At 71.7% G+C, this 14,592-nt stretch carries 16 protein-coding genes; 9 read left to right on the top strand and 7 right to left on the bottom strand.

What is annotated here, in order from left to right; all coding sequences use genetic code 11:
- Positions 1-648: 648 nt before the first annotated feature.
- The gene (locus tag ACFZDC_RS35205) at positions 649-1,989 is read right to left on the bottom strand and encodes an esterase-like activity of phytase family protein (protein ID WP_391330255.1); all 1,341 of its coding nucleotides are present in this window, start codon (positions 1,987-1,989) and stop codon (positions 649-651) included.
- A 488-nt stretch (positions 1,990-2,477) separates the two neighbouring features.
- Here ACFZDC_RS35205 and ACFZDC_RS35200 point away from each other — a divergent pair, with 488 nt between their 5' ends.
- Entirely contained in the window at positions 2,478-2,660 is a 183-nt protein-coding gene (locus ACFZDC_RS35200) for a hypothetical protein (RefSeq protein ID WP_301975350.1), read from the top strand.
- 97 nt (positions 2,661-2,757) lie between these two features.
- On the opposite strand, the gene ACFZDC_RS35195 is transcribed toward ACFZDC_RS35200, so the two are convergent.
- The 3 genes from ACFZDC_RS35195 to ACFZDC_RS35185 form a co-directional block, all read right to left on the bottom strand.
- On the bottom strand, positions 2,758-3,600 hold the full coding sequence (locus tag ACFZDC_RS35195) for a hypothetical protein (protein ID WP_391330252.1): 843 nt from the start codon (positions 3,598-3,600) through the stop codon (positions 2,758-2,760).
- Between the two features lie 139 nt (positions 3,601-3,739).
- Entirely contained in the window at positions 3,740-4,036 is a 297-nt protein-coding gene (locus ACFZDC_RS35190) for a hypothetical protein (RefSeq protein WP_391330250.1), read from the bottom strand.
- Positions 4,037-4,425: 389 nt separating this feature from the next.
- Entirely contained in the window at positions 4,426-4,959 is a 534-nt protein-coding gene (locus tag ACFZDC_RS35185; RefSeq protein WP_391330248.1) for a helix-turn-helix transcriptional regulator, read from the bottom strand.
- Between the two features lie 116 nt (positions 4,960-5,075).
- Here ACFZDC_RS35185 and ACFZDC_RS35180 point away from each other — a divergent pair, with 116 nt between their 5' ends.
- Entirely contained in the window at positions 5,076-5,831 is a 756-nt protein-coding gene (locus tag ACFZDC_RS35180; RefSeq protein WP_391330246.1) for an alpha/beta fold hydrolase, read from the top strand.
- Positions 5,832-5,866: 35 nt separating this feature from the next.
- Here the strand turns inward: ACFZDC_RS35180 and ACFZDC_RS35175 are convergent, their stop codons facing one another.
- A complete protein-coding gene (locus ACFZDC_RS35175; protein WP_391330244.1) occupies positions 5,867-6,466 on the bottom strand; it encodes a methyltransferase domain-containing protein in 600 nt (199 codons plus the stop codon).
- Between the two features lie 152 nt (positions 6,467-6,618).
- Here ACFZDC_RS35175 and ACFZDC_RS35170 point away from each other — a divergent pair, with 152 nt between their 5' ends.
- From ACFZDC_RS35170 to ACFZDC_RS35150, 5 genes are all read left to right on the top strand, one after another.
- On the top strand, positions 6,619-7,392 hold the full coding sequence (locus ACFZDC_RS35170) for an MHYT domain-containing protein (protein ID WP_391330242.1): 774 nt from the start codon (positions 6,619-6,621) through the stop codon (positions 7,390-7,392).
- A 49-nt stretch (positions 7,393-7,441) separates the two neighbouring features.
- Positions 7,442-9,964, top strand: coding sequence for a nitrate- and nitrite sensing domain-containing protein (locus ACFZDC_RS35165; RefSeq protein WP_391330240.1), 2,523 nt, complete (start codon positions 7,442-7,444; stop codon positions 9,962-9,964).
- Positions 9,961-10,398 (top strand): roadblock/LC7 domain-containing protein, encoded by a 438-nt coding sequence (locus ACFZDC_RS35160; protein WP_391330238.1) that lies wholly within the window; start codon positions 9,961-9,963, stop codon positions 10,396-10,398. Before ACFZDC_RS35165 ends, ACFZDC_RS35160 begins: the two co-directional genes overlap by 4 nt.
- An 18-nt stretch (positions 10,399-10,416) precedes the next feature.
- A complete protein-coding gene (locus ACFZDC_RS35155) occupies positions 10,417-10,830 on the top strand; it encodes a DUF742 domain-containing protein (RefSeq protein ID WP_391330236.1) in 414 nt (137 codons plus the stop codon).
- Between the two features lie 197 nt (positions 10,831-11,027).
- Entirely contained in the window at positions 11,028-11,630 is a 603-nt protein-coding gene (locus tag ACFZDC_RS35150; protein ID WP_391330234.1) for an ATP/GTP-binding protein, read from the top strand.
- A gap of 3 nt (positions 11,631-11,633) precedes the next feature.
- Here the strand turns inward: ACFZDC_RS35150 and ACFZDC_RS35145 are convergent, their stop codons facing one another.
- Complete coding sequence (locus ACFZDC_RS35145) at positions 11,634-12,062, bottom strand: TIGR03618 family F420-dependent PPOX class oxidoreductase (protein ID WP_391330233.1); 429 nt, start codon at positions 12,060-12,062, stop codon at positions 11,634-11,636.
- Positions 12,063-12,154: 92 nt separating this feature from the next.
- On the opposite strand from ACFZDC_RS35145, the gene ACFZDC_RS35140 reads away from it, so the two are divergent.
- Positions 12,155-12,568: a roadblock/LC7 domain-containing protein gene (locus tag ACFZDC_RS35140; RefSeq protein ID WP_391330232.1), complete on the top strand. Its 414-nt coding sequence runs from the start codon at positions 12,155-12,157 to the stop codon at positions 12,566-12,568.
- A 126-nt stretch (positions 12,569-12,694) separates the two neighbouring features.
- Entirely contained in the window at positions 12,695-13,711 is a 1,017-nt protein-coding gene (locus ACFZDC_RS35135; protein WP_391330230.1) for a DUF6397 family protein, read from the top strand.
- 8 nt (positions 13,712-13,719) lie between these two features.
- Here the strand turns inward: ACFZDC_RS35135 and ACFZDC_RS35130 are convergent, their stop codons facing one another.
- Positions 13,720-14,586, bottom strand: a complete 867-nt coding sequence (locus ACFZDC_RS35130) for an acyl-CoA thioesterase domain-containing protein (protein WP_391330228.1) — start codon at positions 14,584-14,586, stop codon at positions 13,720-13,722.
- Between the last annotated feature and the right edge of the window lie 6 nt (positions 14,587-14,592).

Here is a 14,592-nt window from a genome sequence, read left to right as displayed (position 1 = left end):
TGCGCACGCGCGCGCGGGCGGCACTTTCCGAGCCGCACGCACGCGCGCGCGTGCCTGCCCCTTTCGGACGCTTCGCCGGGGTGGCCGTCCTGCTGATCGCTCACCGCGCGGGTACCGCGGAACCGTGCGCTCCACGGTGTGAGCCGGTATCAGCTTCCGCGCGCGGGTGGTCCCGTCACCGGGCGGCGGGGACTCTGGACGGTATGTCCCTGCCGCCCGTACCTCCTCCGCCCCCCGAACCGCCGGGCGGCGGTGTCCCGCCACCGCCTGATGGCTTCGGCCCACCGCACACTGGCTACAGCCCGCCCCCGCCTGCCGAGCCGCCCCGGTCACTGCCTTCGGAGCGGGCGCGACCAAGCCGTGGCCCTTGGTTGGCCGTGGCGGCCGTCCTGGTGGCCGCCACGGCCGTCCTGACCGTGGTCCTGAGGGCCTCCGGACATCACGGCTCGGGGGACGAGAAGGGTCCGCACGGGAGCGGCACGAGCACGAACCGCTCGCCCCGGCCCTCCTTCAGTCTCCCCACCGAGCTGCCCAGCCGGCTGCCGTCGCGGCTGCCGAGCGGGCTGCCCTCAGGGTTTCCGAGCACACTCCCGAGCGACCTCAAGACCCTTCTTCCCTCGCTCCCGGACGAAGTCCCCTGAAGCCGCCTCACCGGCCCTCGGGCAGTCGGACGTACGTCACGGTCGTCTTGATGCCGCTGTCGATCAGGCGGCCCCGCGCGTCGAACGCGCCCGCGCCGTCGGTCATCCCGAAGTCGTTGTCGTTGACGAGGGCGAGCGTGTCGTCGTCCACGCGCGCGACGCCCTCGACCTTCCCCGGCACACCGCTCACCTTTCCGAGGTCGACCACGAGCCGCTTGGCCGGCACCGGGACGCCCTCGGCGGCCGGGTCGTCCAGCTGCTCGAGCGACGGAGACGTCGTGTCGTCGTCCCAGGGACCGCCGAGGATGTCGGCCTGGTGCCCCAGCCTGACCAGCTGCAGCCGGGCCGCCTTGTCCGTGCGCTCCTCCACCAGCAGCCGGTCACCGCCGACGGCCACCACGGAGGAGATCTTCAGCTCGGAGGTGTCGTCCTCGCCGGGGTCGACGACGCCGACCGGGTCGAAGCGGTAGGCGTACTCGGCGGTGACGGCCTTCTTGCGCGGCGAGAAGCGCAGCAGACGGGTCGTCCGCGAGGCCTCTCCGGCCTCCGTGTCCGGCAGCGAGAGCGGGCTCTGCAGAGCCATCACCAGGTCGCCACCGGGAAGCTGCGCCAGCCCCTCGAAGCCGCGGTTGACCTTCCGGTGCAACAGGATGGACGGCAGGGCCTCGACCACCGGGTAGTCGGCACCGGTGAGGCCCAGCCCCTTGGGCACATAGCGGGTGAGCACCTTTCCGTGCGCGGAGACGTGGACGAGCGAGGGGCCGTACTCGTCCACGAGCCAGAAGCTCTTGTCCCGGGCCCGGACGATGCCCTCGGTGTCCAGACCGCTCGGGTTGTACGACAGTGCGGTCATGGCGTCGTAGGTGTACGGAGCCTCGTCGCGGCTCTTCTGGTTCGGCAACCCGGTGACGGCCTTCCCGGAGGACGTGGTGAGCGGGATCGCGTCGATCACCTCGGCCGTGTCCCCGCAGACCCGGATCTTCACGATCGCCGGGTCGAATCCCGGCACCGGGAACGTCCGGCGCTTCTTGCCGTCCACCTTGATCTGGCCGTTGGGGCCGCGGTCGGTCACCGTCCAGTACTCGCCCCTGCGGCCCGCCGGGTAGATGTCGCTGCCGATGCCGCCGAGATGCACTCCGTGGTCGTCGTCCACGCTGCCGGGCAGCAGTGCGTTGCTGAACGCGCCGAGAGGGGTCTCCCCGAGGGTCGCCGTGCGGATGACACGGGCGTCCCCGGACGGCGTCGCCATGGCCGTTCCAGCGGCCACGAGAGCGGCGGCCAGGGTCAGGGGCAGGCCCATGACGGCGGAACGGCGGACACGGCGCCGGCCGGTGGAGTGCGGGGACATCGGGCCTCCTGGGAGCAAGTTCGTTGACCTGGGCCACATTTGGTCCCCAGGGGGAACACCGCACGACCCAGGAGTGAACATGTGGCGTCCACCGCTCGGCGGGTCGTTCCCACCGCCAGCCAGGTGTCCTTGCCGACCGGTCCAGGGAGTGTGGCCGCTGCCGCTGCCGCTGCCGCTGCCGCTGCCGCTGCCGCTGCCGTGGCCGGCGCCGTCGCCGGCACGGGCTGGCGACGCCCGTCCGCGCGGCGGCGCGGACGGGCACCTCCGATTCGCCAGGCGGGTCCGCCCATGCTCCTCGAATGTGGCTACTCATCTCGCGGTCTCCGTCGGCAAGCACACCGCAGGCTCACCCCGAGGGCTTACGCTGTGACCTGGACCACTAGGGGGCGCGTCTCAGGGATGTCTCAGGGGCGGGGTTCGGAACCGCCGGGAGCGCGGGGCCGTTTTCAGAGCAGAGAGCGGCAGTGGCCGCGAAGGAGGCGACGCTCATGTCCAAGAACGCGAAGATCGCCGCAGGGGGTGTGGCGGTCGGTCTCATCCTGCTGATATGGCTGCCCTGGTGGGTGGCGTTCCTCATCGTGGTGGGTGTTCCTGCCGCCGCGTACCTGACGCTGGACCCCTCGCAGCGGCGCAGGCTCCGCCGGGTGGCGCGCAAGGAAGTCGGCCGTTGAGGTACGGGCCGGTGAGCCAGGCCGGTTCGCGGGGGCCGCAGGTGTGCTCCGGGCCGTCGGGGACCGCGCTGGTGTGGACGACGCGGCCCCCGCGGGTTCAACTCGGCCGCACGGCCATCTTGTCGAGCGCTTCCAGGAGGCTGGGCAGTTCGGGGCCCCGGCCCACCGGCAGGACCTCCCCGGGCTCCTCGTCGAGCAGGACGAACGCGATGTCGTCGGTGCGGGCCACCATCGACCAACCGGGACCGTCGGCGCGCAGCGTACGGGCGTCGCCCGGGGCGAACGACGAGCGCACGCGGCCGAGCGGCGGTGGTGAGTCGAGGTAGGCACGCGCCTCCGCCATCACGCGCCGGATGCCCTGGTGCCCGGCCTTCCGCGTGTTCTCCTTGCCGTCCCCGGCGGCCTGCGCCGTCTTCGCCTGCTCACCGGTCGTGGGGAAGTAGTCGTCGCCGATCTGCTCCCGCCAGGCCGCCCACTGCAGCGCGATCTCGTCGGCGCCCAAGCGCCGCTGCGCCGGCCCCCAGGAACTGGTGTCCGGCGGAGTCAAGGCGGGCCCGTCCGCGATCTCGGGTGCCGGGTCGTGCGGCGCGGGCACACCGGGCGCGGCGACGGCGACCGCCAGTGGCCAGCCCGGCAGGGCGGCCACGACGGTGCGCTCGTCCGGTGACAGGTCGTACTCCATCCCGCAGTCCCAGGACGCGATCGCTACCGCGACCAGCGAGACGTCGTCGATGACGACCGTCCAGCGGGCGCCACCACCGTCCTGGCCGAGCACCAGGCCGTACCCGTCGGCGCGCGGCGCGAGGCCCAGCGCCGCACAAGCCTCCGGGTAGTCGTCGCCCAGCACGCTCGGAAACTGTGCCGGCGTCAGCAGCACCGCCGTGAGCACATACAGCGCCTCGTCCGTGGCGGTGACGGCCTCATCGCCCGTTCCGGCCATCCCTGCCTCCCAGTGGTTCGTCCATCGGCGCGCACCCTAGTGCGAGCGGAAGGCGCTTGTCACGACTCCGCACACCACGCGGAGCTGCAGGTTTCCACCTGGACGGGGGCGAAACGACCGCCGGTCACAAGGTTTCGTCTCAGGCCGCCGGCAGCCCGAGGAGGTCGCGGGCCACCGCTCGGGGCGACTCGTCGCGCTCCCGGGCGAGCGCGATGACGGCCCGGCACGCCAGCTCACTCACTCCGAACGACAGCGCCTCCGGCGACACCCAGTCCGCCGCCTCCTCCATCCGGTCCTGATCGTCCTCGGCGCAGGCCGCCACATAGGCGGCAGCGGCTTCGAACAAATTGTGTGGGCGCCGGTCCCGGGTGCCCTCGGCCTCGGCGTGCGAGGCGGTACGGAATCTGGCGGTGTACTTGCGTATCGCGTCGAACACGTGCCCCACCTTCCCTTGAACGAGGTCGCCAGTGATCGTTCATCTGCTGCAGTCAAACGTAGAGTTGTCGCTCCGGCGACAGAAGGGGGGCGGTGCGATGAAGAGCTTCGAGCGACTCGATGGGATCCGTCGGCGGCACCCGGTGGGGACGCTGCGGAGGGCCACGGGCTCAGCGCGGCGTTCGAATTCCGTCGGGCTGACCACGGAGAATTTTCGAGTCCTCGGGCGACTGAGCCGCACCGGAGGAGCGCGCCGGGGCAGTGTGTCGTCGGCGACCGGGCGCCCCACTGGATGACCGGACCGTCCTGAAGGGCGTCACCCACGCCGTATCGCCACCCGGCACTACAAGACAGCCGGTGGGCGGCTGTCCGGTACCGCACCTGAACACTTCAGCGGCCGGCGCCCTCGAGTGAAGCGAGGGTGTCACGGAGCCAGGCGAGTTCGGCCCGGCTCGTGGCACGCGCGATGGCGAGGACACCGCTTCGGAACGGGTCGTCCAGATCCTCGGCGGCCAGCGGCCGGTCGCCGTCGTAGAAGAAGCTCGCCGGCTCCTGCAGGAAGGCCAGCCGGCGCCGCAGCACGGCCGCCTGGGCCGCGGGGTCGTCCAGGTGCCGCAGGAACGCGAGCAGGGTGAACCACTGGTTCTCGTCGGTGACCTCGCGCTGCCCCGGGTCGGCGAGGCGACGCAGCAGTTCCTGTCTCCCCTCCTCGGTGAGCGTCAGGACGTGACGCGGCGCGGCCACGGCACCGGGTTCGGTGGCCCGTGCCAGCAGCCCCGCCTTCTCCAGCCGCTTGATCGCCGGGTACAGCGTGCTCTCGGCGACGGGACGCACGTGCCCGGTGAGCGCGGCGATGTGCCGACGCAGGACGTAGCCGTGCAGCGGGGCCTCGTACAGGAAGCCGAGGATGGCGAGTTCCAGCATGGGCACATTCTCTCCCAGACCCGCTGTACAACGGTGACGGAGTATTTCGGCAGCGCTATACATCGAATCCGATGTATTGTGCGTGCCCATCGTCGCAGTCATCGGGGAGGGGCACGGTGAAGCAGGCCGCATTCGACAGCAAGGGGAACCGGATCCGTTGGACGGAGGTGCCCGGAGAGGAGCCCGCGCGCGTGTACCTGCACGGACTCGGATCGGTCTCCGCCGTGTATCACGCGCACATCGCGGCCCACCCCGAACTCTCGGGCAGGCGCAGTCTGTTCGTGGACCTGCCCGGAAACGGCATCAGCGACCGGCCCGAGCACTTCGGCTACACCCTGGAGGAGAACGCCGACGCCGTGGCGGCCGCACTGGACCAGGCCGGCGTCACAGGCGCCGAACTGATCGCGCACAGCATGGGTGGCGCCGTCGCCATCGTGCTCGCCCACCGACGGCCCGGCCTCGTCTCCCGGCTGGTCCTCACCGAGGCCAATCTGGACGCCTTCCCGCCTCGGACGGCCGCCAGCAGTGAAATCGCCGCCTACGGAGAGGACGAGTTCGTCGAAGAGCAGTACGCGCGCGTGCTGGAGGCCGTCGGCCCGCTGTGGGCGGCCACCATGCGGCTCGCCGATCCCCGTGCGCTGCACCGCAGTGCCGTCGGTCTCCGGCGCGGCTCGGATCCCGTGATGCGCACGCTCCTGGAAGGCCTGGCCGTCGACCGTGTCTACCTCCAGGGCGAACACAGCGGTGAACTCCCGGGCAGGCAGGACCTGGAGGCCGCCGGGGTCCGCGTGGTGACGGTGCCGGGCGCGGGGCACAACATCATGTTCGACAACCCCGACGCCTTCGTGGCGACCGTGGCGGGACGGAACTGACCCGTCCCGGCCTCAGCTCTCGCGCCCTTCCGCCCTCAGCCCTCGCGCACCGCCAGCGCGAGGAAGCGGGCGTCCTCGTCGACGTACGAGGTCATGCGCCATCCCGAACGGATCAGGAGAGGGCCCAGATTCGTCTCGGCCCTGAGGTCGTCGGGGGTGATGCGCCGCCCCTGACGCGCTGCCAGGGCCGCCCGGCCGATGGGGTGGAACAACGCGAGCCTGCCGCCCGACCGCACCACACGGGCCAGTTCCCGCAGGTTCTCGGCGGGGTGCGGCAGGTGCGCGATCAGGCCCGCCGCGAACACGGCGTCCAAGGACCCCGACCGCAACGGCAGCGCGGCGGCATCCGCCAGCATCAGCCGCCCGTCCCGGTCCCTGCCTGCCCGTACGGCGGCCTGGAGCATCGCCGGGGTCAGATCGGCCCCGGCCACCACCCCGGAGGGGCCCACGGCGGCACGCAAGGGCGACAGAGCCCGGCCGGTGCCGCAGCCCGCGTCGAGCACCCGGTCGCCCGGGCGCAGGCCCACGCTCGCGACGGCGGCCGCGTAGGCGGGGCCGTCGTCGGGGAACCTGGTGTCCCAGTCGGCCGCGCGGGCGGTGAAGAACTCCTGGACATGTGTGTGGACGTCGCTCATGTTCGGCATGATCCCTCACCAACACGAGGGACACTCCTGTGCGCATGTTCGAGCGGGACGCGATCGTTCCATCGCCTTGCTGTGTCATATTCCAGCACCTTTCGAAATGCGCCCCCTGTGTGCGCCCGTGCCCCGGCTAGCGTCCCGGGGCCATGGGACACCTGGACCACGCAGCCTTCGGCTGGCTGACCCCCGCGCTGTCTTACGTGATGGCCTGCATAGGCGCTGCACTGGGGCTGCGCTGCACCGTGCGCGCGCTCGCCACCACCGGCCGGTCGCGCCGCAACTGGCTCCTCACCGCCGCCTCCGCGATCGGGACGGGCATCTGGACCATGCACTTCGTGGCCATGCTCGGCTTCCGGGTCAGCGGCACCGACATCCGATACGACGTGCCACTGACCATCCTCAGCCTCGTCGTCGCCATGGTCGTCGTCTGCGGCGGCGTCTTCGCCGTCGGCTACAGCCGGGACCGCAACCGGGCCCTCCTCATCGGAGGGCTCACCACCGGGCTGGGCGTCGCCAGCATGCACTACCTGGGCATGGCGGCGGTTCGGCTGCACGGCGACGTGATCTACGACCCCGTGCTCGTCGGGCTCTCGGTCCTGATCGCCGTCGTGGCGGCCACCGCGGCCCTGTGGGCGGGGCTCAACATCAAGTCGCCGCTTGCGGTCACCCTCGCCTCCCTCGTCATGGGGGCGGCCGTCAGCAGCATGCACTACACCGGGATGTTCGCGGTGAGCGTGCGTGTCACCCCCTCCGGCGAGGCCCTGCCCGGGGCCACGGCGATGCAGTTCATCTTCCCCCTCGCCGTCGGCCTCGGGTCCTATCTGTTCCTCACCTCGGCCTTCGTCGCCCTCTCGCCCACGGCCGACGAGCGGGAGGCGTCCGCCTCGGCCCAGCGGCCCGTCCGGAGCACCGCCCGCTAGCGGAGCCCGCCCCCGGAGCCCCCGACCCCAAGTTCCGAGCGAGGAGGCCATGCGCCCACCCCGTAGCACACCCGAAGCCGGAACCCCGGCGCAGTCCCCACCCGCGCCGCGCGGCCGCCGCGCGCACGCCGGACCCCCGGCCGACGAGGGCGCGGACCGGCCCCTCGACACGTTGCCTGACAACGCCCCTCCTCGCGCGGGCCGTTGGCGCATGCGCCCCCGTACGGTGCGCGCCAAGGTGATCTGCCTGCTGATGGTGCCCGTCGTCTCCCTGCTCGCCCTGTGGGCGTACGCCACCGTCAGCACCGCCCAGGACGTCGCCCGGCTGCGCCAGTCGCAGCAGGTCGAGGCCGACCTGCGTGCCCCGGTGGCCGCCGCCGTCACCGCACTGCAGACCGAACGGGCCGCCGCCGTGCGCTACGCCGCCGTCCCGGGTGCGGGAAGCGGTGACGACCTCGAAGGCCTCGCCGCCCGCACCGACCGCGCGGTGGCCCAGCTGCGACTCGGCGACGACAACACCGTCGCCGACAGCCAGGAACTGCCGGCAGGGGTTGCCGGACGCCTGGAGGCCTTCGTCACCGGTGCCGAGCACCTGCGCGCGGTGCGGACCGCCGTACGCCACCACAAGGCCGGCTGGGGCGAGGTGTACGCGCAGTACACGAAGACCATCGGTACGGCCCTCACCGTTGACGGTGCACTCACCGGCATCCAGCAGGCCGACGTCGGCGCCGACGCGCGCGTGCTGCTCGAGTTCTCCCGTGCCGCCGAGGCGCTCGCCCAGGAGGACGCCGTCCTCGGCAGCGCGCGCCCGGCCGTCGCCCTCCAGAGCGACCGGCTGCGGTTGTTCGGTGCAGCCGTTGCCACGCGACGCACCTTCACAGAGGCAGCCGTCGCCGACCTGCCCGGCACCCAGCGCGCCGCCTGGCGTGACCTGGCGGGCGGCGGCGCCTACGCTTCGCTCGCCTCCACCGAGGACAAGATCCTCGCCGCCGGTCCCGGCGCGAAGGCGGTCGACACGGCGCCGGCGAGTGCCTGGGACACCGCCCACGCGCGCGTGCAGGACGGCATGCGGGCCATTGCGACGGACACGGGCCGTGCCGTCGCGGGCCGCGCCGACCCGTTCGCCCGCGGCCTGCTGAGCCCGGCGGGCGCCGCTGTGCTCTTCGGTCTCGCCGCCGTCGCCGCCTCGCTCGTCATCTCCGTCCGCATCGGGCGGGCCCTCGTGGTCGAGCTGGTGAGCCTGCGCAATGACGCGCTGGAGATCGCGCGCCGCAAACTCCCCTCGGCGATGCGGAAACTGCGCGTCGGCGAGGAGATCGACATCCAGGCCGAGGCGCCTGCCGGACCGCCCGCGGAGGACGAGGCAGGCCAGGTCGCCGAAGCCCTGACCACCGTGCACCGCGCCGCTCTGCGCGCAGCGGTGGAGCGCGCCGAACTCGCCAGCGGCATCTCCGGGGTGTTCGTCAACCTGGCCCGCCGCAGCCAGGTGCTGGTCCACCGCCAGCTCAGCCTCCTGGACAGCATGGAACGACGCTCCGACGACCCCAACGAGCTGAGCGACCTGTTCCGTCTCGACCACCTCACCACCCGGATGCGTCGCCACGCCGAGAGCCTGATCATTCTCTCCGGAGCCGCACCCGGCCGAGCCTGGCGCATGCCCGTGTCGCTGACGAACGTCGTACGCGCGGCCGTCTCCGAAGTCGAGGACTACGCGCGCGTGGAGGTGCGCCAGCTCCCGGGGGCGTCCGTCATCGGCGCGGCGGTGGCCGACCTCACCCACCTGCTCGCCGAACTCGTCGAGAACGCCGCCCAGTTCTCTCCGCCCCACACGCGCGTGCGCGTCACCGGCGAACCCGTCGGCAACGGCTACGCCCTCGAAGTCGAGGACCGGGGCCTCGGCATGGGCGCAGACACCCTCGCTGACGCCAACCGGCGCATCGAGCAGTCCGAGGCGCTGGACCTGTTCGACAGCGACCGCCTCGGACTGTTCGTGGTCAGCAGGCTCGCCTCCCGGCACGGCATCAAGGTGCACCTGCGCACCTCACCCTACGGAGGCACCACCGCGGTCGTGTTGCTGCCCACCGCCCTGCTGCACACCAACTCCGCGGAACGCCCGGACCACGCAGAGACAGCGGCCCGGCCGGAGCAGCCGCGCGAGTACGCGCGCGTGCCCGACGCGCCCCCACCCCCCACCGCCGTCACCGCACAGAACGGCCGGCCGGCCCTCGCAGCCACCGCCTCGGCCCCCTCGGCCCCCGCGCACGAACCCCCGCCCCCCGGAGTCACCGCCTTGAGGCTGCACCGCCCACCGAACGACTCCGGACCCTCCGACGACCTCCCGCGCCGCGTGCGGCAGGCGAGCCTCGCCCCCCAACTCCGCCATCAGCGCCGTGAAGAGCCGGCGTCGGAAGCCGCGCCGCGCGGCGACGACCGGCGCACCCCCGAACTCGTGCGGGACCGCATGGCGGCCTATCGCGACGGCTGGGCCCGCGGTGGCGGCAGGCAGCCCGGCCGCGGCGCCGCCAGGGAATTCGGAACGGGCAGTGACACCACTGAAGGAGATCCGGCATGATCCAGGACCCGAACATGAGGGCCGCCCAGCGATCCGGCGAACTCGACTGGCTGCTGGACGACCTGGTGATGCGGGTGAGCGAGGTACGGCACGCCGTCGTGCTGTCCAACGACGGCCTGGCCGTCGGTGCCTCCACCGGCCTCGCGCGCGAGGACGCGGAACATCTGGCCGCAGTCGCCTCGGGCTTCAACAGCCTCGCCAAGGGCGCGGGACGGCACTTCGGAGCGGGCGGCGTACGCCAGACCATGGTGGAGATGGATGACGCCTTCCTCTTCGTGGCGGCCGCCGGCGAAGGCTCCTGCCTAGCCGTGCTCACCGCCGTCACCGCCGACATCGGCCTCGTCGCCTACGAGATGGCACGACTGGTCAAGCGCGTGGGCGAGCACCTCTACACAGCGCCGCGCGTTGCCGCTCAGCCGCCCGCCGCCGGATGAGCCGGAAAGACGGCACCCATGACCGAGAACCCGACCGGCGGCCCGCGCGAGCAGGGCAGCCAGTGGTACGACGGCGAGGCCGGGCCCCTGGTCCGCCCCTACGCCATGACCGGCGGGCGCACCCAGTCCGGCCCCACCGGCGTGCGTTTCGACCTGATCGCCCTCGTCACCCTCGACCCCGCCGCACCGGCGGTGGACGACGACACCCCGCTCGGCCCCGAACACCGGTCCCTGATCGACCTGTGCCGTAGCGAGACACAGTCCGTCGCGGAACTCGCGGCCGACGCGGACCTCCCCGTTGGCGTGATCAGAGTGCTTCTCGGTGACCTTCTGGAACTGGGCTGGGTCACCATCAGCCGCCCGGTGCCCCCGGCCCACCTGCCGGACGAACGCATTCTGCGAGAGGTGATCGAAGGGCTGCGGGCGCTGTAAATGAACGCTCCCCACCCGACGGGCGCCTCGCCGCATCCCGTTTCGTGCGCGCTCCGGAACCAACCGGTCGCGAGCCGTTCACATCAGGCGCATTTCGGTCCGATCCCCCGGAGAGGCGCCGGAGTTGTCATGATGCTGACTTCCTGTTCCGAGTACCTCGACATCGACCGCAGCCGGCCCACCCGAGAGAAGTGATCATGGTCTCCGAGCACCCCGACGCCGCCGGCGACATCTCCGCCCTGGCACTGAAGATACTGGTCGCCGGCGGCTTCGGTGTCGGCAAGACGACCCTGGTCGGGGCCGTCAGCGAGATCCGCCCGCTGCGCACCGAGGAACTGCTCAGCGAAGCCGGCCAGTTGGTGGACGACACCGACGGCGTGGACCACAAGGTCACCACGACCGTCGCCATGGATTTCGGGCGCATCACCATCCGCACCGGGCTCTCCCTGTACCTCTTCGGTACGCCGGGGCAGGACCGCTTCTGGTTCCTGTGGGACGAACTCTCCCAGGGGGCGCTCGGTGCCGTGGTCCTCGCCGACACCCGCCGCCTGGAGGACTGTTTTCCGGCGGTCGACTACTTCGAGCACCGGCGCATCCCGTTCGTGGTGGCCGTCAACTGCTTCGGCGGAGCGCGCAGTTACGGCGCCACCGACGTCTCCCGGGCGCTTGACCTCGACCGGGGCACCCCGGTGGTCCTGTGTGACGCGCGCGACCGCGACTCGGGCAAGGAGGTGCTGATCCGCCTCGTCGAGTACGCCGGGCGGATGCACACCGCCCGGCTCCTCGACTCGGTGGGCTGAGCCTCAGGCGGCCAGGTCCTTCACTGCCACCACCCTGTCCACGGCGATCCGGACCAGCAGCTCGCCCGGGACACCGTTGCGGGCGCCGTACTCCTGCGCGCGCTCCTGGCCCATGTACCGGCCGGCGATGCGGGTGGCCCAAAGACGCACCTCGTCCAGCTCTTCCGACAGCCGGGCGCGCCCGCTCAGGACCACGAAGTGGAACGGGGGCCGGTCGTCGTCCACGCACAGGGCGACACGTCCGTCACGGGCGAGATTGCGCCCTTTCACGGTCTTCTTGCCGGTGTTGAAGACCAGTTCGTCCCTGTCCAGCAGGAACCAGATCGGGGCCACATGCGGGCTCCCATCGGCGCTGACGGTGGACAGCTTGCCGGTTCGGGTGCCGTCCGAGACGAACGCCCGCCATTCCTCATCGGTCATCTTCTGTGCCATACGCCCATCCTGCTTGCCCGGACGCCGGTGGTGGGGAAGGCTGGCGGACATATCCTCCAGCCAGGGGGAGACGTCACACGGGGAGACGGAACATGGCGCAGAACCAGGGACTCGGCTGGCTCCTGGACGATCTGACCGAGCGCGTGGACCATGTGCGACACGCGCTGGTCCTTTCCAACGACGGACTGGTCACGGGAGCGAGTACAGGTCTTCGCCGCGAGGACGCCGAGCATCTGGCCGCCGTCGCGTCGGGGCTGCACAGCCTGGCCAAGGGTTCGGGACGCCACTTCGGTGCGGGCACGGTACGCCAGACGATGATCGAGTACGACGACGCCGTGCTGTTCGTGACGGCCGCCGGTACCGGCAGCTGCCTGTGCGTGCTCAGCGGGGCGGAGGCCGACATCGGCCAGATCGCGTACGAGATGACCCTGCTCGTCAACCGTGTCGGCGAACACCTCGGCGTGGATGCCCGACGGCCGGAGGGTGCACCCCTGTCCGACCTCTGACCTGCGCATGTGCCGCAACCGTCAGAGTTATCCACAGGCTCGCCACGAGCTGCGGCGGACCCGCTACGGTGTGTGCACGGCGAACGCACAGGGCGTGAGCCACCCGCTCCACGGGGGAGTACGACCATGTCGGGCAGCACCTTCGTCCCATCCCGCTCCGTCACTTGCGCGCCGAGCCGCGCCGCTCGTGAACTGGGCCTCAAGCGAGGCGAGTTCGACCTCGCCGTCCATCTCGGCCGCATCCGGACGGTGCCCGACGACGGCGGGGGCGGTGGCCGCCGGGTCGAGTGGGCCGAGATCGACCGGCTCCGCTCCCAGCCCGGCTTCCCCGAAGCCCTCCGCGAGCGTGTGCAGGTCTTGGGTACGGCCGAGGGCGCCGCGCTCATGGGGATTCCGGCGGGCCGGTTCACCCGGCTCGCCCGCCTGGGCCTGCTGGTGCCGGTGCGCTTCTACCTGAACCGCTACCGAGCCGTGGTATGGCTCTATCTGGCAGAGGAACTGCGGCAGTTCGCGGCCGACAGCGTGAACGCGCGCCTGCTCAAGGGCCGTACACCCGAGAACCTGCGAAGCCAACTGTCGGCCGGCGTGGATCTGCGGGCCCGCAACTGGCGGGGACGGCACCTCGGATTTCTGCTGCGGGACGCCGAGGACCCGTGGGCGCGGGCCGGCATCCTGGCGGCCTTCCTCACGCTCGTCGACGTCGCGGACGTCGTCAAGGATCCCTACGACCGTGCCTACCTGAACCGCTTCCGGCCCGCTCCGCCGGACCATGGAGCGCCGGGATCACCCTTCGCGCACCTCGCCGAGGAGCTCATGACGGCGCAGAACACCGACGAGATCGACTGGTTGCGCAGCGAGCTGGCGCGCGCGGTGGAGCAGGCACGCGCCCACGCACCGGGCCCACGCCCGGCCGCACGGCACGCCGAGCCCGCGGCGCGACCGCCCGTACAACACAACCGGCCCGCGGTGCGCACTGCCGTACGGCACCCCAAAAGCGCCGATGGCCAGGCGGCACGGCACACCCCGCCCACCGCACCGCCCGCCACGGTCCGGGACCACTTGTGCGGACCGACGGCATCGCAGCCCACCCGCGGACTGCGATCCTGGCTGCGACGCAGAAGCCCCCGGCCCGCAGGGGTCTGAGCGCCGTACTACAGGGTCCGGAACAGCCCCTCCTGGACGACCGACACGAGCAACCGCCCCTGCAGGTCGTAGATGCGGCCGCGGGCCAGACCGCGCCCGCCGGTGGCGATCGGGGACTCCTGGTCGTACAGGAACCACTCGTCCGCGCGAAAGGGCCGGTGAAACCACATGGCGTGGTCCAGGGAGGCCATGTCGAAGTTCCGCGCACCCCATAGGGGTTCGATCGGGATGCGGACCGCGTCCAGGAGAGTCATGTCACTGGCATAGGTCAGTGCGCAGGTGTGCACCAGCGGGTCGTCACCGAGCGGCCCGACCGCGCGCATCCACACGGCGCTGCGCGGCTCGGCGCCATCGATCTCCTCGGCGTTCCAGCGCAGCCGGTCGACGTAACGGATGTCGAACGGCTGGCGGCGTGCCATGCGCTCCAACTCCTCCGGCAGCACGCCCAGATGCTTGCGGATCTCCTCGGTCACTGTCGGCAGGGACTCGGGATCCGGCACCTCGCGGGCCGGCGGCAGCTGGTGCTCGAAAGGTCCTTCCTCAGGCTTGTGAAAGGAGGCGGTCAGATTGAAGATCGTGCGGCCCTGCTGCACGGCCGTGACCCGGCGCGTCGTGAACGACCGCCCGTCGCGCACCCTCTCCACCTGGTACACGATCGGTACGCCCGGCCGGCCCGGGCGCAGGAAGTACGCGTGCAGCGAGTGCACCGGGCGTTCGCCGTCCGTGGTGCGCCCGGCGGCGACCAGTGCCTGGCCCGCCACCTGGCCGCCGAAGACTCGCTGCAGGGACTCCTGCGGGCTTCGGCCACGGAAGATGTTGACCTCTATCTGCTCCAGGTCGAGCAGGTCGACCAGTCTCTCGGCCGGGTTCGTCATCGGTGG

Origin of the sequence: Streptomyces sp. NPDC007905, assembly GCF_042959345.1 — a bacterium.
Taxonomy (GTDB): domain Bacteria; phylum Actinomycetota; class Actinomycetes; order Streptomycetales; family Streptomycetaceae; genus Streptomyces.
Note: the sequence above shows the minus strand (reverse complement) of the source record. Positions and strands in the feature narration are given on the sequence as shown.